Below are 16,452 nucleotides of genomic sequence, written 5' to 3' on the forward strand. Positions count from 1 at the left end.
GCGGTGCAGCACGACATCGTGTGGGAGGACCGGGACGCCAACTTCGCCCGCCTCGCACCCCAGATCCGGCGTGCGGCCGGCACCGGCGCAGAGCTCGTGCTGCTCACGGAGACCTTCTCCACCGGTTTCTCGATGACGCCGGGCATCGGTGAGCCCGAGGGCGGCCCGTCCTCGCGCTTCCTCCGCGAGCAGGCCGCCGAGCACGGGGTGTGGGTGGGCGGCACGTGCCCGGAGATCGCCGAGGGCGCGGCCCTGCCGTACAACTCCTTCGTCCTGGCCGGGCCCGACGGCACGGTGCACCGCTATCGCAAGCTGCACCCGTTCACGCACGCGGGGGAGCACGAGCGCTTCCGGGCCGGGGACGAGCCGGTCACCCTGCAGATCGGCAACCTGCGGGTCACCCCGTTCATCTGCTATGACCTGCGCTTCGCCGACGTGTTCTGGGCGGCCGCGCCGGACACCGATGTCTACCTGGTGCCGGCGAACTGGCCCAGCCCGCGCCGGCTGCACTGGCAGACGCTGCTCCAGGCGCGGGCCATCGAGAACCAGGCGTACGTGGTGGGCTGCAACCGCGTCGGCACGGCGGGAGACGGCACCGAGCACGTCGGCGACACCCGGATCGTGAGTCCGATGGGGGAGCTGCTCGCCACCGCGGCCGGCGGGGAGACCCTCGTGCTCGCCGACGTCGACGCGGGCGAGGTCGCCGCCACGCGCGAGCAGCTGCGCTTCCTGCCCGACCGGCGAAGCTGAGCGATCAGCCGGGGCTGCCCGGGCGGGGAGGCGCGTGCTGGTCGACGACGATCTGCTCGCGCTGCACCTGCCCGCTGACGGTCTCCTGACCCTCGACGGTGTCCACCCGGAGCCGCACCCGTTCCACCGGCACGACTTCCACCGTCACCACCGGGCGCTCGGTGTGCAGCACGATCTCCTCCGGCACCCCGGCCGCGCCCACGGCGGCATCCGGCGCCACCAGCGACTCCCCCGGGGCGTCGTCGACCGCGTCGATCGGGACCTCCTCGACGCGGATCTCCTCTCGCCGGATCGGCACGGTGATCTGGACGTCCTCGGTGACGACGTACTTGACCAGGCGCGCCCGGGTGGTGGCCACGCGCTCGGTGTCGACGCGCAACTGCTCCTCGCTGCGGGTCATGGCACCAGGGGCGTCGGCAGCAGGAGGGGCAGGAGTGGCAGCACCAGGAGGGGCAGGAGTGGGAGGAGGCGTCGTCTCCGCGACGCCGTAGTGCCGTCGGAGCATCGCCTCGTCGGCGGGGGCCAGGTGCTCCCCGGCCATCGGCGGCGCGCTCCTGACGGCGTCCGGGCTGACCGGGAGGCGCAGCGCCCCGTCGTCGAACGTCGCGCCGGCCACCGGGACGACGGACTGCCGGCTGCCGAACAGACCGGTGCTGATGGACACCCAGGTCGGCGCCCCCGTCCGGTCATCGGCGAAGAAGGCCTCGATCGTGCCGAGCTTGCCGCCGTCGGATCCGTACGCCGTGCCGCCGATCGCGGCGGAGATCTCCTGCTCGGTCACCATGACCCTGTCCGTGCCCATCCGCGGCGGGCGGTGAACATCGCCGTTCAGCGGCGGGGGAGGACCAGGTCGACGACGAGCGCCCGGTGGTCGCTGCCGGCCAGATGGATCAGCTGCACCCCGGCGACCGCGACCCGCGGGTCGACGAGCACGTGGTCGATGGCCAGCCGCGGCCCCGGCAGCCGCAGCGGCCGCCACGTCCAGGCCAGACCCCGGCCGGCGCGCTGTGCGGCGTCGACCCAGCCCCGGCGCAGCACGGCGCGCAGCGCGGCGTGGTCCAGCGTCGCGTTGAAGTCGCCGGCGAGCACCCGGAGGACGTCGTCGTCCGGCGCCGGCAGCGCGGCGAGGTCGCGGGTCCAGGCCCGGACCGCGCGAGGGGACCGCGCCGGGGGGACGGTGTGGACGGCCGTCAGCTCCAGCGGCGGCGCGCCCGGCACGGAGATCAGCGCGGTCGGCTGCTCGAAGCCGCCGGCCACCGCGCCGGACGCCGTCGCCGGGAACCGCGTCCAGACCGCGCCCGATGCCGAGACGACGGTCCCCGGCCGCGCGGGGATCACGTGCGCCCACGGCAGCAGCTCCCCGATGCCCGCCACCCGGAGCTCCCGTTCCGCCCGTGGCGTCAGCTCCTGCACGGACAGCACGTCGACATGGAGCCGGCGCACCACGTCGAGCACGGGTGTGGCCCGGACCAGCCCCTTGCGCAGGCTCACCGACGCGACCCGCACCCGCGGCCCGTCGGGCACGGGGGCCGGGGTGCCGCGGCGGGCCAGCACCGCCCCGGTCAGGACGCTGCCCGCGCCGGCGGCCAGCAGCGCCGCGGTCCAGGACCGCGCGCGGATCGCCGCGGCCAGCGGAAGCACCGAGGTCGCCGCGGCGTACGGGGTGAAGGACAGCGCGGGCACGAGGGGGAAGCCCCGCTCGGCGCCGGTCGCGCGCAGCACCGCCCACGCCACCCACGGCAGCGCCAGGACCGTGGCCGGGAGGCGGCGGTCTCCGGCGGCGCCCATCGGCGCAGGATAGGTTGGCCGGGGCGGGAGACCGATGCCCAGGGAGGTCGCACGTGACGAGCGCGCACCTCGAGGTCGAGGCGAAGTACGACGTCGACGAGGGGTTCGTCGTCCCGGAGCTGAGCGATCTGGCGGGCGTCACGAGCGTGGACGCGCCCGTGCAGCACGATCTGGAGGCGGTCTACTTCGACACCGCCGACCTCCGGCTGCTGCGCTCCCGGGTGACCATGCGTCGCCGCACGGGTGGCCCGGACGCCGGCTGGCACCTGAAGCTCCCCGCGGGCACCGCCCGGCGCGAGCTGCACGCGCCGCTGGGGCGGGCCGCCAAGAAGCCGCCGTCGGCGCTGCTCGGTCCGGTGGCCGGGATCGTGCGGGGCGAGGTCCCGCGCCCCGTCGCCACCCTGCACACCCGCCGGGTCGTCACGTCGCTGCGCGGTGCGGACGGCGAGTTGCTCGCGGAGATCGCCGACGACACCGTCACCGCCGGTGTTCCCCCGGCCGGTCCGGGCGCGCCGCTGCAGGTACAGGCCTGGCGCGAGGTCGAGGTGGAGCTCGGCACCGGGGACGACGCGTTGGCGGCGGCGGTCGGGCAGCGGCTGGTCGAGGCCGGGGCACGGCCGTCGGCCGGCGCGTCGAAGGTCGGCCGGGTGCTCGGGGACCGGCTGCTCGAGGTGGCCGGCCCCGTGCCGCAGGGGCGGAAGCCCGAGAGCGCGGGGGAGTTCGTGCTGGGGGCGCTCGCCGGGCAGCTTGCGGCCCTGCAGTCGGCCGACGTCCTCCTCCGGACCGACCAGCCCGACGCCGTCCACCAGATCCGGGTGGCCGCCCGCCGGCTGCGCAGTACCCTGTCCGCGTTCCGCAGCGTCCTCGACCGCGCGGCGACCGATCCGCTGCGCGACGAGCTGTCCTGGCTGGGCGGGCAGCTCGCCGATGCACGGGACGCCGAGGTGGCCCTGGAGCACCTGCACGAGGTGGTCGCCGGCCAGCCGGAGGAGCTGGTGCTCGGTCCCGTCGCCGCCCGCCTGCAGCAGACCCGGATCCGGGAGGCGCAGGCCGGGTCGGACCGGGCCCGGCTCACGCTGTCCGAGCCGCGCTACCTCGACCTGCTGGACGCCCTCCACGGGCTGCTGGCCCAGCCGCCGTTCACCGCGCGGGCCGGCGACCCGCTGCGACCGGTGCTGCGCAGGGCCACCCGGCGGTCGGTGCGCAAGCTGCGCCGCCGGCTGGATGCCGCCCGGCGGGCGCCCGAGGACCGACGCTCCGTCGCGCTGCACGAGGTGCGCAAGGCGGCCAAGCAGCTGCGGTACGCCGCAGAGGTGGGCCGCGGCGAGCTCGCGCACGTCAAGCGGGTGGCCCGCGCGGCCAAGCGGGTGCAGAAGGTGCTCGGCGAGCTCCAGGACACCGTGGTCACCCGCGAGCTCTCCCGCCGGCTGGGCGTCGTCGCGCACGCCGAGCAGGAGAACTCGTTCACCTACGGCCGGCTGCACGCCCTCGAGGAGGCTCGCGCCGCGCGGGCGGAGCAGGATTTCTGGGCGCTCCTGCCGGAGATCCGGGCCGTGCTCGAGTCCGGATGACCGCGCAGCTCAGCGTCGCTGGAGCGCGTCGAAGGCCTCGTCGATGAGCTCCTCGAGCTTGCGCTCGCCCCGGGAGTCGCCCCAGGCCAGCAGACCTGCGGTGTACGCCGCCAGGCAGGCGTTGACCACCACCTGGTCGGCCGGTCCCAGAGTCGTCCCGGACCCGGCGGGCAGCGCGTCGGCGACCAGCCCGGCCGTCGTCCGCTCGAACTCCGCCGCGCGGGTCCGCAGGGCGGGGGTCTGCGCGATGATCTCCCAGCGGACGAGCTGCTCCTCCCGGAACTCGGGGGTCCACTCGGCGAAGTAGAGGGGTGCCGCTCGCCGGATGCGCTCGGCGATCGGGAGGTCCGCGGGCTGGGTGGCCAGCAGCGCCTCCATCTGCGCGGCTGTGGGCACCTGCATCAGCAGGTGCTCCTTGGACTGGTAGTGCGCGTAGAACGTGGGCACAGACACTCCCGAGCCGGCGGCGATCTGCCCGACGTTCACCCGCTCGAAGCCGTGTTCCTGGAACAGCCGTATCGCGGTGTCGTAGATCCGCTGGTGGGTCTCGGCCCACTTCGCGGCCCGCCAGTCCTGCGTTTCGCTCACCCCGTGATCCTCCGCTGCATCGCGCCGCCTGGCCAGTAGGCCCCAGTGATGGTCACCGGTTCGTGCCGGCGACACGGGGGCCTACCCACCGCTCGCCGTTCCACCCGTCCGGCGCAGGTCAGCCCGTGAATGCGCCGGTCTCGGCCATCCGCCGTGGCGGAACGGTCTTCAGCGTCGCCACGGCCTTCTCCAGCGGCACCAGTTCGATCTCGGTGCCGCGCAGCGCGACCATCTGTCCGTGGCCGCCCTCGTGCGCGGCGATCGTGGCGTGCAGGCCGAACCGCGTGGCCAGGACCCGGTCGAAGGACGTCGGGGTGCCGCCGCGCTGGACGTGCCCGAGCACCGTCGTCCGCACCTCCTTGCCGGTGCGCCGTTCGAGCTCCTCGCCGAGCTGCTGGGCGACGCCGGTGAACCGGCGGTGCCCGTACTCGTCGACGCCGCCGTCGCGCAGGGCCAACGTCCCGGCCCGCGGGGTGGCGCCCTCGGCCACGACGCCGATGACGTGGGTGTCACCGCGCTCGAACCGGGCCCTGACCAGCCGGCACACCTCGTCGACGTCGAAGGGCTCCTCCGGTACGAGGGTGACGTGCGCTCCGGAGGCGAGACCGGCGTGCAGGGCGATCCAGCCCGCGTGCCGGCCCATCACCTCGACGAGCAGGACCCGCTGGTGGGACTCGGCGGTCGTGTGCAGCCGGTCGATCATCTCGGTGGCGATGCTGACCGCGGTGTCGAAGCCGAACGTCAGGTCGGTGCAGTCGATGTCGTTGTCGATCGTCTTGGGGATTCCGACGACGGGGACACCGGCCCGGGACAGCAGGTGGGCAGCGGTGAGCGTGCCCTCGCCCCCGATCGGGATGAGGACGTCGATCCCGTGCGCGGCCAGCACCCCCTTCATCTGCGGGATGCCCCGGTCCAGCAGCTCGGGGGCGACCCGCGCCGAGCCGAGCGTGGTGCCGCCCCGGGTGAGCAGTCCGTCGACGGCGGCGATGTCCAGCGGCGTCGTGCGGTCCTCCAGCAGCCCGCGCCAGCCGTCGCGGAAACCCACGACCTCGCTGCCGTAATGCGTCGCAGCCGTGCGGACGACCGACCGGATGACGGCGTTCAGGCCGGGGCAGTCGCCCCCGCCGGTGAGGACACCGATGCGCACACGCGACTCCTTGGTGGGCCCTGACGAACGGAGACCCGACCATACGTCATGACGTCCTGATGTTTCGCGTGCGACGGCGTACCCCCGGCGTCGTCCGGTGCGGCGATGTGACGTCCCATACGACATGACGACCAGACGTCTTGCGATCCCGTACCTTTGTCCCCGTGGTCAGCCCCGTCTCCGGACCGAAGTACCTCTCGGTACGCGAGCACCTCCGGCGCCGGGTCACCGCCCTGCCCGAGCAGACGCTCCTCCCGCCCGAGCCGGTCCTCTGTGCCGAGTACGGGGTCAGCCGGATCACCCTGCGCCGCGCCGTCGACGGCCTGGTGGCCGACGGGCACCTCGTGCGCGAGCAGGGGCGCGGCACCTACGTCACCCGGCCGGCCATCCGGCACGAGTACCGCGAGAGCTTCGTGCACCGCATCGCCGGGTTCAGCTCCGTGATGAGCGAGCAGGGTGCCCAGGTCGGCACCCAGGTGCTGGCCCAGCGGGTGGTCCCGGCGCCGGCGGCCGTCGTCACCGAGCTGGCCCTGGACGGCGCGGCCGACGTCGTGGAGCTCGATCGGCTGCGCAGCGTCGACGGCGAGCCCAACCACGTCGCGCACAGCTTCCTGCCCGCGGCCCTGTACCCCCGCGCCGCGGACGCCGACTTCAGCCACGGCTCCCTCTACGACTTCCTGCGTCGCGAGTACTCCGCCGACCTGGCCCACGCCCGGATCGTCGTCGACGTGGGTACCGCGGCCCCCGACGAGGCCGACCTGCTGCGCGTGGTCGCCGGGTCGCCACTCCTCGTCGTCCGCACGACCGTCCGCGACAGCGCCGGGCACCCGCTGGTGCACAGCTTCTCCCGGCTGCGGCCGGACGTCAGCCAGGTCGAGTTCGAGGTCTCGGTGGGTAACCGCACCGATGGCTGACCGGGTGACCAGCGCGAGCGGCGTCCGCGAGGTTCCCGAGCCGCGCGGCGAGGTGTGGCGCGCCCTGGCGCTCCTCGAGCCCTACTGCGCCGTCTGCGACGTCTCCTACGTCATGACCGGCACGGGCCGGCCCGGCGTCGGGACGACGTTCGTCTGCGCCCCCGGGCGGCTGGACGGCGAACCGCCGGCGCCCGGTGCGCCGCAGGGCGAGATCGTGGACTGGACGCCCAAGCGGCTGGTCACCACGCGGCTGGTGCTCACGCCCGAGACCTGGACGACGCGGATCGAACTCGACGACACCGACGCGGGTGGCACCCGCGTGACGATGACGATCGCCCACGAGCCGCGCGGGGGCGGCCGCGTCGTGCGGACGCTGCAGCGCGGGGCGCTGCGCCGGCTCGTCCAGCGCACCGTGGACGCGGAGCTGGACAAGGTGCCCGCCCACATCGCCCGCGCGCACCCTTGATCACGATCGGGCGAACCGCGCATCAGAACGTCCGGTAGGGGTACAGGACCTCCTCGTGCACCGGCGTGCGCACCCGGTGAGTGCCGGGAGGGGGGCCGCGCCGGTCGGCCTACCTGAGGAGTTAAGCAATGGGGATCATCGGTCTGATCATCGCGGGGCTCATCATCGGCCTGCTGGGAAAGTTCGCCGCGCCGAGCACCCGTGACAACACCCCGCTCTGGCTGACGCTGCTCTGCGGCATCGGCGGTGTGCTGATCGGTTACTGGATCAGCGGCGCTCTGGGCGTGTCGCACACGAATGGCGTGGACTGGATCCGCTGGATCATCTCCATCATCGTCGCGGCGGTGCTGGTGGTGGCGGCCTCCACGCTCACCGGCCGGAACAGCCGCGCCGTCCGCTGATCTGATCCCGGGGGACCCGGGCGGGCGTCACAGCTCGACCGAGTCCCCCGGGGCCAGCCGGCGGTAGGGCGTGGGCGTGCCCGGGCCGCCCTCGCCGAGCAGTCGGCCGACGACGGCGAGGCCGTTGTCGTTGAGCAGCCCGTCGTGCACCGCGTACGCCTGGTCCGCGTGCACCTCGCGCACGTAGTCGATGACCTCCGCCGCCTTCGACCACGGCGCGTGGACCGGAAGCAGCAGCGTGGCCACCGGCTCGTCCGGCACGGTCAGCGCATCGCCCGGATGGAAGACCAGGCCCTCGACCAGGAACCCCACGTTCGGGATGCGCGGGATGTCCGGATGGATCTGCGCGTGCAGTTCGCCGTGTACGTGGACGTCGAATCCCGCCACGGTCACCGCGTCGCCGTGACCGACCACGTGCACCCGGGTGCCCTGCCCCTCGAGCTTCGCGGCGACGGAGGCGTTGGTCCAGATCTCCAGCGCCGGATCGGCCTCGAGCGCGGCGCGCAGCCGGTCGGGTGCGAAGTGGTCGGCGTGCTCGTGGGTGACCAGCACGGCGCTCGCGCCGTCCAGCGCACCTGGCTCGGTGAAGGACCCCGGGTCGACGACCAGCCGGCGGTCGCCCTCGCAGAGGACGACGCACGCGTGTCCGTGCTTGATCAGCTCCATGTCCGGCATCCTGCACCGACTCGTCCGGTCTCCCTCGTCGGGGGGAGAGGAACCCGACCGGCCGTAACTTTCCGCACCGGTTCTGCCGACCGCTTCTCCATGATCGTGCAGAGCACCGTGTTCGCCGCCGCCCGCAGCCGCGCCCACGGCCCGACCGCGGCGCTGTGGCACGCGGTCGAGCTGCACCGGTCGCCCAGCGAGGTCGACGGCGCCTGCGAGCTGACCATGTGCGGCTCGCTCGCCCGGGTCTCGGTAGAGGAGCAGTGGCCGGTGGCCGCCCGCGACGTCTGCCCTGCCTGCGCGATCCTGGCGCGCTGAGCGCCCCACCTGACGCCCTGTCGCCGGGTGGGGGAGCTCGCCCCGACGGCAGGTGCACGCTTCAGCGCCCGGTGAACTCCGGCGGGCGCTTCTCGAGGAAGGCCTCGACCGCCTCGCGGTGGTCGTGGGTCTGACCGAGCTCCGCCTGCAGCCGCGCCTCGAGCGCGAGGGTGTCCTCCAGCGAATCGGTGGCCGCCGTCGCGAGCATGGTCTTCACCGCCCGGTACGCCGCCGTCGGCCCCGTGGCCAGCCGCGCAGCCAGCGCCTGCCCCTCGGCGAGCACCTGCTCGGCCGGGACGACGCGGTGCACCAGGCCCCACTGCTCTGCGGTCTCGGACGTGAACGGGTCCGGCGTCAGCAGCAACTGCGCCGCCCGGGACCCCCCGACGCAGTGCACCAGGCGGGCCGCCAGGGCCGAGTCGCTGGACAGCCCCACGCCGGTGAACGCCGTCGTGAACTTGACGCCCGCGGCCGCGATCCGCAGGTCGCCGGCGAGCGCCAGGCCGAGCCCGGCCCCCGCGCAGGCGCCGTTGATCGCGACCACGACCGGCACCCGCAGCGCTGACAGCGCCAGGATCAGCGGGTTGTACTCCTCCACCACCACGTTGAGCGACGTCGCGGCGTTCGCCTGCAGTTCCTCCAGGTGCTCGGCGAGGTCCTGCCCGACGCAGAAGGCGCGGCCCGTGCCCGTGATGAGCACCGCGCGCACCGACTCGTCGGCGGCCACGCCGTCGACCGCGGCCAGCAGGTCGGTCCGCAGCGCGTGCGACAGCGCCGGCCGCTGCAGCGTGAGCGTCGCGACGCCGCCCGCGTCGTCCCTCGTCACCGTCTCGGACATCGTCGTCCCGCCTCCCTGGAGTTCTCCGGTGACCTGATCATGGCGGCCGGGGTCACCAGGGTCACAGGCGACCCCCGGAACACGGGAACACCACAGCGCTAAGGTGAGGCTGCCCTTCGTCGCCCGACGGGGCTTCGACCTCGTAGGTAGGGACGCTCACGCCGGTGACTTCGCCCCGGGCCGCGACGACCCCGCCCACGACGAACCCGGAGACCTCCCAGCATGTCGCTGCGTGACCGCCGCCCCGCACTGCTCGTCGTCCTCACGCTCGCGGCACTGACCGCCACCGCCTGCGCGTCGAAGGACGGCGGGGGCAGCGGCAAGGCCACCGACACCGTCGCCGTCTCCTCCACCGACGACGCCTGCGAGGTGGCGACCACGGAGCTGAAGGCGGGCACCCACCGCTTCCAGGTGACCAACGACGGCAGCAAGGTCACCGAGTTCTACGTCTACGGCGGCGGACAGAAGCTGGTCGGCGAGGTCGAGAACATCGCCCCCGGCCTCACTCGCGACCTGTCCGTGGAGCTGGCGGCCGGCGACTACGAGGCGGTCTGCAAGCCCGGCATGGCGGGCGACGGGATCCGGCAGAAGCTGACCGTCACCGGCTCGTCGGCCGCCCTCGCGGAGGACCCGGCCCTGGCCCAGGCCGCGGCCGACTACCAGGCCTACGTGCGGAGCGAGACCGCCCCCTTCCTGGAGCAGACCACCGCCTTCGTCGCCGCCGTGAAGGCCGGGGACATCGCGGGTGCCAAGGCGCTGTACCCGGCCACCCGCATCCACTGGGAGCGGATCGAGCCGGTGGCGGAGAGCTTCGGCGACCTCGACCCGCTCATCGACGGCCGCGAGGGCGACCAGGAGCCCGGCCAGGACTTCACCGGCTTCCACCGCATCGAGAAGGCGCTGTGGGAGACCGGCGACGTCAGCGACATGGGGCCGTACGCCGACCAGCTGCTCACGAACGTGCAGCAGATCGTCGAACGCGCGAACGCGGTCACCCTCGACCCGCTGCAGCTGGCCAACGGTGCGAAGGCGCTGCTCGACGAGATCGCCACCGGCAAGATCACCGGCGAGGAGGAGCGGTACTCCCACACCGACCTCTGGGACTTCGCCGGCAACCTCGAGGGCTCGAAGAAGGCCGTCGACACCCTGCGCCCCTACCTGCAGGAGAACGACCCCGACCTGCTCGGCGAGATCGACCAGCGGTTCGCCGCTACCCAGGCGGAGCTCGACACGCACCGCTCCGGTGACGGGTGGGTCCTCTACGACCAGCTCGACCAGAGGCAGCTGCACGCGCTCAGCGACAGCATCACCGCGCTGACCGAGTCCGTCAGCAAGGTGGCGGCGGTCGTCGCCCGGCGATGAGCGAGGCCCCGATCAGCGAGCCCGACGGCGGACGGCGGGACGGCCTGTCCCGGCGGCGGCTGTTCGGCCTCGTCGGCGCGGGCACAGCGGGCGTGCTGGCGGCCGGCGCGGCCGGCGGCGTGATCGGGGACGCGACCGCGCTGGACGCGGCGGCGGCCCCCGGCCCCGCGGCTGACGACGCCGTCCCGTTCGCCGGCCGCCACCAGGCCGGGATCGTCACCCCGGCGCAGGACCGGCTGCACTTCGTCTCCTTCGACGTGACCACCGACAGCCGCGACGAGCTCGTCGCCATGCTGAAGACCTGGACCGAGGCAGCCCGCCGGATGACCGCCGGCAGGGACGCCGGCCCGGTCGGCGCCGTCGGCGGGGACCGGTACGCGCCCCCGGACGACACCGGCGAGGCGATCGGGCTCCCCCCGTCGGGGCTGACGCTCACCATCGGCTTCGGGCCCACCCTCTTCACGACCGCCGACGGCGTCGACCGGTTCGGGCTCGCGGCTCGCCGTCCCGACCCGCTGGTGGAGCTGCCCGCCTTCCCCGGCGACCAGCTCCAGCCCGCCCGCAGCGGCGGTGACATCTGCATCCAGGCCTGCGCCAACGATCCGCAGGTCGCGGTGCACGCCGTCCGCAACCTCGTCCGCCTCGGCGTGGGGGTGGTCAGCGTCCGCTGGTCGCAGCTCGGGTTCGGTCGCACCTCGTCGACCAGCACCGGCCAGTCGACGCCGCGCAACCTGTTCGGCTTCAAGGACGGCACGAACAACCTCAAGGCCGAGAACGACGCGGCCCTCGACCGGTTCGTCTGGGTGGGCGACGGCGACAGCGGGTCGGACTGGCTCGCCGGGGGTTCCTACCTCGTCGCCCGTCGGATCCGGATGCTGATCGAGCCCTGGGACACCTCGACGCTGGACGAGCAGCAGAAGGTGATCGGCCGCACCAAGGGCGTCGGGGCACCGCTGGGGCAGCGGGCGGAGTTCGACCCGGTCGACGTCGCGAAGAAGGTGGACGGCGAACCCGCCATCCCGCCGACCTCGCACGTCTTCCTCGCCAACCCGACGAACGCGAAGACGGCGATCCTGCGCCGTGGCTACAGCTTCGTCGACGGCTCCGACGGGCTGGGGCGCCTCGACGCGGGCCTGTTCTTCATCGCCTACCAGCGTGATCCCGAGACCGGCTTCGTGCAGGTGCAGCGGAACCTCCGCATGGACGCGATGAACGAGTACATCCGCCACACGTCGTCGGCGGTCTTCGCGTGCCCGCCCGGCCTGCGCGGCGACGGCGACTGGTGGGGACGCACACTCTTCGAGTCCTGATCGCCGTCCCGACGAGGAGCCACATGCCCTTCGAACTTCTGCCCCTGCACCACGTCCAGCTGGCGATCCCGAGGGGCGGCGAGGACCGGTGCCGCGCCTTCTGGGGTGGGGTGCTCGGGATGCGCGAGCTCGAGAAGCCGCCGGTGCTGGCGGCGCGCGGGGGCTGCTGGTTCCGCGGGGGAGGGCTGGAGGTGCACCTGGGCGTCGAGGAGCCCTTCGGGGCGGCGCGCAAGGCCCATCCCGGGATCCTGGTCGCCGGACTCGCAGACCTGGCCCGGGCGTTGGAGCGGGCCGGCCGCGAGGTGACCTGGGACGACGACTTCCCGGGGCACGACCGGTTCTACTCCGCGGACCCGTTCGGCAACCGGCTGGAGTTCCTGGAACCGAGCGCTCACCAGGCCTGACGCGCACCGTGGTCACCTGGCGTGCACAGCGCGCAGTCGGCGCGCCGGAACGGCGGTCGGGCGGTGCGGATCACACGGCCAGACCGGATCATCGCCGCCCGACCCGCGTTCAGCATGTGTAACCGGCCCCCGATGTGGACAACGGAGGGGTCAGGGGATGTCCGTGCGGACCCCCCGGCCGAACCCAGTGGGCCCCGCAGCGGCCGGATGAGCGAGGAGTGACCTTCCGTGGTCGAACCGGGACGACGGTGCCTCGGTGACCGCTACGAACTCCACCAGCTGATCGCGGCCGGCGGGATGGGCCAGGTCTGGCGCGGCACCGACGTCGCCCTGCACCGATCGGTCGCCATCAAGGTCCTGCGCAGCGAGTACACCGGTGACCCGAGCTTCCTCGCCCGCTTCCGCGCCGAGGCGCAGCACGCGGCCTCGCTCAGCCACCCGAACATCGCCGCCGTTTTCGACTACGGCGAGGAGATGGCGCAGGACGGCACCGGCGAGACGATGGCCTACCTCGTCATGGAGCTCGTCGAGGGCGAGCCGCTGTCGGCCCTGGTGGCCCGCGAGGGCCCGCTCGACACGAGCACCACCCTGTCACTGCTCCGGCAGACCGCCTTCGGCCTCGGCGAGGCCCACCGCGCCGGCATGGTGCACCGCGACGTGAAGCCGGGCAACATCCTCGTCCGCCCCGACGGCGCCGTGAAGATCACCGACTTCGGCATCGCGTGGTCGGCGCGCAGCGTCGCGCTCACCCGCACCGGCCAGGTCATCGGCACCCCGCAGTACCTCTCCCCCGAGCAGGCCGAGGGTCGGCTGGCCTCACCGGCGAGCGACGTCTACGCCCTGGGCCTGATCGGTTACGAGTGCCTGACCGGGCACCCGGCGTTCGAGGGCGACAACGCGGTCACGATCGCGCTCAAGCAGGTTCGGCAGGACCCGGAGCCGCTCCCCGGTGAGCTGCCCGCCGACGTCCGGAACCTGATCGGCCGGGCGCTGGTCAAGGACCCGGCCGCCCGGTTCCCCGACGGCGGGGCATTCACCGCCGCGATCGACGACATCGTGGCCGGCCGCCCGCTGGCCGCGGCGCCGGCCACCGTCGCGGTGGCCGCGGCACCGCCGGCCGCCGTCCGGCATCCGAGCCCTCGCCGGCGCAACCGGGCCGCGATGGTGCTGCTCCCGGTTCTCGGCCTGCTCGCGGGCGCCGGCATCGCCGTCGCGCTCCTGCTCGCCCTGTCGGGTCACGAGGGCAAGGGCTCGCCGGCGGTCGCGGCCGAGCAGCACGACACCGGCAGCCTGGTCCTCGACGCCAGCGACTACGTCGGCCGCCCGGTCGACGGCGTGGTCGCGCGGCTGACCGGGCTCGGTCTCCAGGTGCAGCTGCGGTCCGAGGTCCGCGACGACGTCGTGCCCGACCAGGTGACCGCGATCGACCCCGCCGGTACGCCGCTGGTGGCCGGCGACGAGGTCACCGTCACCTACGCGGTCGCCGACGCATCGGACGGCGCGCAGCGGGACAGCGCCGCGGTCACCGGCGCGGCCGTGGGCGCCGCGAGCACCTCCGGTGGCGACGTGCCGACGACCCAGGGCGACACCGCCACCGGCCGCCCGACGAGCGGCACCGGTGCGGGCGTCACCATGACCCCCAGTGTGCTGCCGGCGTCGCCGTCGGCGTCGGGTCCGAGCGCTTCGGGGACGAGCGACCCGACCCCGGCGCCCAGCGACTCGACGCCCACGGGATCCCCGTCGGCGTCGAGCACCGCCCCGACGGGCTGAGCCGCCGGCGTCAGGCCTTGCGGCCGGATGCGGTCCAGAGGGCCGCACCGAGTGCACCCAGCGGGGCCGTGAGCAGGAAGCCCCGGTCGCTCGCCACGACCGACAGCACGACGAGCACCCAGAACACGGCCAGGCCGATCAGCCCGGCGGCGGCGAGCCGCCACGCCCCGGACCGTGCCGGACCGCCGGACCGGAAGGCCACCGCGAAGGCCGCGACGCCGAGCACGGCGCAGAGCGTGGCGAACGCCGACCACAGTGGCACAGCCGACCAGTAGGACTCCGAGCCGAACCGCAACGCCAGCCCGAGCTCGAGCAGGACGAGCGCCAGGACGGCGAGGCCGAGGCCGAGCACCGCCGCGCGGTCGCGGGGCGCCCCGATGCGGCGCGCCTTCTCCCGGCGCGTGCCGTCCCCCGACTGCAGGAGGTCGGACTCCAGGGTGTCGGGCCACACGGCACCGCCGGCGGGTGCCGGGTCGGGCCCGCCGGTCGCAGCGGTGGGTGCGGTGGCGGGCTGGGGGTGAGCGGCGGGCGGCGGGCCGGGGACGAAGCCCACCGGACCGGTCGGCTGCGGCTCGCCCGTCCCCACGGCTGCCGGTGGGACGGCCCCGGGATGCGGGGGGAGCGGGGCCGCGGGCGAACCCGCGGCGGTGGCCCCGCCGGGCACGACCGGGATCTCCTGCGTGGACGGACCGCGGCGCTCCGGTTCCCCGGGCGGCTGGTGGTCGGACGGCGAACTCACGGGTCCTCCTGGCGCACTCCCGGGGTCCATGGGCCGGACCGCTCTCCCCCGCACGGTAACGGCGGGGGGAGGGTCGACCGGTGAGGCACCCCGCCCGCCGGCGTCCTAGGGTCGCTTCCCGTGGGCACCAGCACCCGACCGCGGGCGGGAATCGTCGTGACCGGGACCGAGGTGCTCACCGGCCGGGTGACCGACCGCAACGGCCCGTGGCTCGCCGAGGAGTTGCGCCGGCTCGGCGTCGACGTCGGGCACGTGGTCGTCGTGGGGGACCGGCGGGAGGACATGCGCGGTGCGCTCGCGTTCCTCGCCGGCACGGGGGCCGCGCTCGTGATCACGTCCGGCGGGCTCGGGCCCACCGCGGACGACCTCACCGCCGAGGTCGTGGGTGACTTCCAGGGCCGGCCGTCGGCCGTCGACCCCGGTCTGGAACAGCGGATCGCCGCGATCGTCGAGCGGCTGACGGCACGCCGCGGCTGGAGCGTCGACCCGGCAGCCGCGGCGGACGGCGTCCGAAAGCAGGCCCGGGTTCCGGACGGCGCCACCGTCCTGGAGCCCGTGGGCACGGCGCCGGGGCTCGTCGTCCCCCCGGCCGAGGGCCGCAGCGGCCCCACGGTGCTCGTCCTCCCGGGGCCGCCGGCGGAGCTGCAGGGCATGTGGCCGGCCGCGCTCGAGGCCGCACCGGTGCAGCTGGCTCTGGCCGACCGCAGGGAGCTCCGGCAGGAGACCGTCCGGCTCTGGGGCACGCTCGAGGCGCAGCTGGCCGTGGTCCTGCGCGAGCAGGCCGCCGAGCTGTCCGGCCTGGAGATCACCACCTGCATGCGGGACGGCGAGCTGGAGATCGTCACCCGGTACGCGCCGGAGGAGCAGCCCACCTACGACCGCCTCCGCACGCTGATGACCCGGTCGTTCGAGGCGACCGTGTTCTCCACGGGGCCGACCCTCGACGACGTCGTCGCCGCGGGGTTCGCCGAGCGCGGGCTCACCGTCGCCACCGCCGAGTCCTGCACCGGTGGCCTGCTCGCCGCGCGGCTCACCGAGCGGCCCGGCTCCTCGGCCTGGGTTCTCGGCGGGGTCACGGCCTACGCGAACTCGGCCAAGGAGCAGGTGCTCGACGTGCCGGCCGAGGTGCTCGCCGAACGGGGTGCGGTGAGCCCCGAGGTGGCCGTCGCCCTCGCCGAGGGCGCCCGGGCACGATTCGGTGCCGACGTCGGGGTCGGCATCACCGGTGTCGCCGGGCCGGACGGCGGCACCGCGGACAAGCCGGTCGGGACCGTGCACCTCTGCGTGGCCGGGCCGGAGGGGAACCAGCTGCGCGCCCTGCGACTGCCCGGCTCACGCGCGGCCGTCCGGCAGCGGTCGGTCACGATGGCCATGCACCTGCTCCGGGTGCTGCTGGTGGGCGGACCACCCGCCTGACGCA

General features: G+C 74.4%; 18 protein-coding genes. 11 read left to right on the top strand and 7 right to left on the bottom strand.

What is annotated here, in order from left to right; genetic code table 11:
• Positions 1 to 3 precede the first annotated feature (3 nt).
• Positions 4 to 750 (top strand): nitrilase-related carbon-nitrogen hydrolase, encoded by a 747-nt coding sequence (locus tag AC2H4J_RS21595; protein ID WP_487466971.1) that lies wholly within the window; start codon positions 4 to 6, stop codon positions 748 to 750.
• A gap of 4 nt (positions 751 to 754) precedes the next feature.
• Here AC2H4J_RS21595 and AC2H4J_RS21600 read toward each other — a convergent pair whose 3' ends face one another.
• Together AC2H4J_RS21600 and AC2H4J_RS21605 are read right to left on the bottom strand one after the other, a co-directional pair.
• Entirely contained in the window at positions 755 to 1,534 is a 780-nt protein-coding gene (locus AC2H4J_RS21600) for a YsnF/AvaK domain-containing protein (protein WP_487466972.1), read from the bottom strand.
• 44 nt (positions 1,535 to 1,578) lie between these two features.
• On the bottom strand, positions 1,579 to 2,538 hold the full coding sequence (locus tag AC2H4J_RS21605; RefSeq protein WP_487466973.1) for an endonuclease/exonuclease/phosphatase family protein: 960 nt from the start codon (positions 2,536 to 2,538) through the stop codon (positions 1,579 to 1,581).
• A gap of 53 nt (positions 2,539 to 2,591) precedes the next feature.
• Here AC2H4J_RS21605 and AC2H4J_RS21610 point away from each other — a divergent pair, with 53 nt between their 5' ends.
• On the top strand, positions 2,592 to 4,109 hold the full coding sequence (locus AC2H4J_RS21610; protein ID WP_487466974.1) for a CYTH and CHAD domain-containing protein: 1,518 nt from the start codon (positions 2,592 to 2,594) through the stop codon (positions 4,107 to 4,109).
• Positions 4,110 to 4,118: 9 nt separating this feature from the next.
• On the opposite strand, the gene AC2H4J_RS21615 is transcribed toward AC2H4J_RS21610, so the two are convergent.
• Positions 4,119 to 4,697, bottom strand: coding sequence for a TetR/AcrR family transcriptional regulator (locus AC2H4J_RS21615; protein WP_487466975.1), 579 nt, complete (start codon positions 4,695 to 4,697; stop codon positions 4,119 to 4,121).
• A gap of 118 nt (positions 4,698 to 4,815) precedes the next feature.
• Positions 4,816 to 5,844, bottom strand: a complete 1,029-nt coding sequence (locus tag AC2H4J_RS21620; RefSeq protein ID WP_487466976.1) for an ATP-dependent 6-phosphofructokinase — start codon at positions 5,842 to 5,844, stop codon at positions 4,816 to 4,818.
• A gap of 164 nt (positions 5,845 to 6,008) precedes the next feature.
• Here AC2H4J_RS21620 and AC2H4J_RS21625 point away from each other — a divergent pair, with 164 nt between their 5' ends.
• From AC2H4J_RS21625 to AC2H4J_RS21635, 3 genes are all read left to right on the top strand, one after another.
• Positions 6,009 to 6,758, top strand: coding sequence for a GntR family transcriptional regulator (locus tag AC2H4J_RS21625; protein ID WP_487466977.1), 750 nt, complete (start codon positions 6,009 to 6,011; stop codon positions 6,756 to 6,758).
• A gap of 4 nt (positions 6,759 to 6,762) precedes the next feature.
• Positions 6,763 to 7,224 (top strand): SRPBCC family protein, encoded by a 462-nt coding sequence (locus AC2H4J_RS21630; protein ID WP_487466978.1) that lies wholly within the window; start codon positions 6,763 to 6,765, stop codon positions 7,222 to 7,224.
• A gap of 128 nt (positions 7,225 to 7,352) precedes the next feature.
• The gene (locus tag AC2H4J_RS21635) at positions 7,353 to 7,625 is read left to right on the top strand and encodes a GlsB/YeaQ/YmgE family stress response membrane protein (RefSeq protein WP_487466979.1); all 273 of its coding nucleotides are present in this window, start codon (positions 7,353 to 7,355) and stop codon (positions 7,623 to 7,625) included.
• Positions 7,626 to 7,652: 27 nt separating this feature from the next.
• On the opposite strand, the gene AC2H4J_RS21640 is transcribed toward AC2H4J_RS21635, so the two are convergent.
• Positions 7,653 to 8,291 carry an MBL fold metallo-hydrolase gene (locus AC2H4J_RS21640; RefSeq protein ID WP_487466980.1) on the bottom strand — a complete coding sequence of 213 codons (639 nt, stop codon included), beginning with the start codon at positions 8,289 to 8,291 and terminating at the stop codon, positions 7,653 to 7,655.
• 99 nt (positions 8,292 to 8,390) lie between these two features.
• Between AC2H4J_RS21640 and AC2H4J_RS21645 the strand changes: the two genes are divergently transcribed.
• A complete protein-coding gene (locus AC2H4J_RS21645; RefSeq protein WP_487466981.1) occupies positions 8,391 to 8,609 on the top strand; it encodes a hypothetical protein in 219 nt (72 codons plus the stop codon).
• A 61-nt stretch (positions 8,610 to 8,670) separates the two neighbouring features.
• Here the strand turns inward: AC2H4J_RS21645 and AC2H4J_RS21650 are convergent, their stop codons facing one another.
• Complete coding sequence (locus tag AC2H4J_RS21650) at positions 8,671 to 9,447, bottom strand: enoyl-CoA hydratase-related protein (RefSeq protein ID WP_487466982.1); 777 nt, start codon at positions 9,445 to 9,447, stop codon at positions 8,671 to 8,673.
• Between the two features lie 222 nt (positions 9,448 to 9,669).
• Between AC2H4J_RS21650 and efeO the strand changes: the two genes are divergently transcribed.
• From efeO to AC2H4J_RS21670, 4 genes are all read left to right on the top strand, one after another.
• Positions 9,670 to 10,809: an iron uptake system protein EfeO gene (efeO, locus tag AC2H4J_RS21655; RefSeq protein ID WP_487466983.1), complete on the top strand. Its 1,140-nt coding sequence runs from the start codon at positions 9,670 to 9,672 to the stop codon at positions 10,807 to 10,809.
• Positions 10,806 to 12,119, top strand: coding sequence for an iron uptake transporter deferrochelatase/peroxidase subunit (gene efeB / locus AC2H4J_RS21660; RefSeq protein ID WP_487466984.1), 1,314 nt, complete (start codon positions 10,806 to 10,808; stop codon positions 12,117 to 12,119). Before efeO ends, efeB begins: the two co-directional genes overlap by 4 nt.
• Positions 12,120 to 12,142: 23 nt before the next feature.
• Positions 12,143 to 12,523, top strand: a complete 381-nt coding sequence (locus AC2H4J_RS21665) for a VOC family protein (RefSeq protein WP_487466985.1) — start codon at positions 12,143 to 12,145, stop codon at positions 12,521 to 12,523.
• Positions 12,524 to 12,751: 228 nt separating this feature from the next.
• Positions 12,752 to 14,293, top strand: a complete 1,542-nt coding sequence (locus AC2H4J_RS21670) for a protein kinase domain-containing protein (RefSeq protein WP_487466986.1) — start codon at positions 12,752 to 12,754, stop codon at positions 14,291 to 14,293.
• 10 nt (positions 14,294 to 14,303) lie between these two features.
• Here the strand turns inward: AC2H4J_RS21670 and AC2H4J_RS21675 are convergent, their stop codons facing one another.
• Positions 14,304 to 15,032 carry a hypothetical protein gene (locus AC2H4J_RS21675; protein ID WP_487466987.1) on the bottom strand — a complete coding sequence of 243 codons (729 nt, stop codon included), beginning with the start codon at positions 15,030 to 15,032 and terminating at the stop codon, positions 14,304 to 14,306.
• 120 nt (positions 15,033 to 15,152) lie between these two features.
• Between AC2H4J_RS21675 and AC2H4J_RS21680 the strand changes: the two genes are divergently transcribed.
• A complete protein-coding gene (locus AC2H4J_RS21680) occupies positions 15,153 to 16,448 on the top strand; it encodes a competence/damage-inducible protein A (protein ID WP_487466988.1) in 1,296 nt (431 codons plus the stop codon).
• Positions 16,449 to 16,452 lie beyond the last annotated feature (4 nt).

Source organism: Blastococcus sp. OS1-29 (assembly GCF_057628075.1).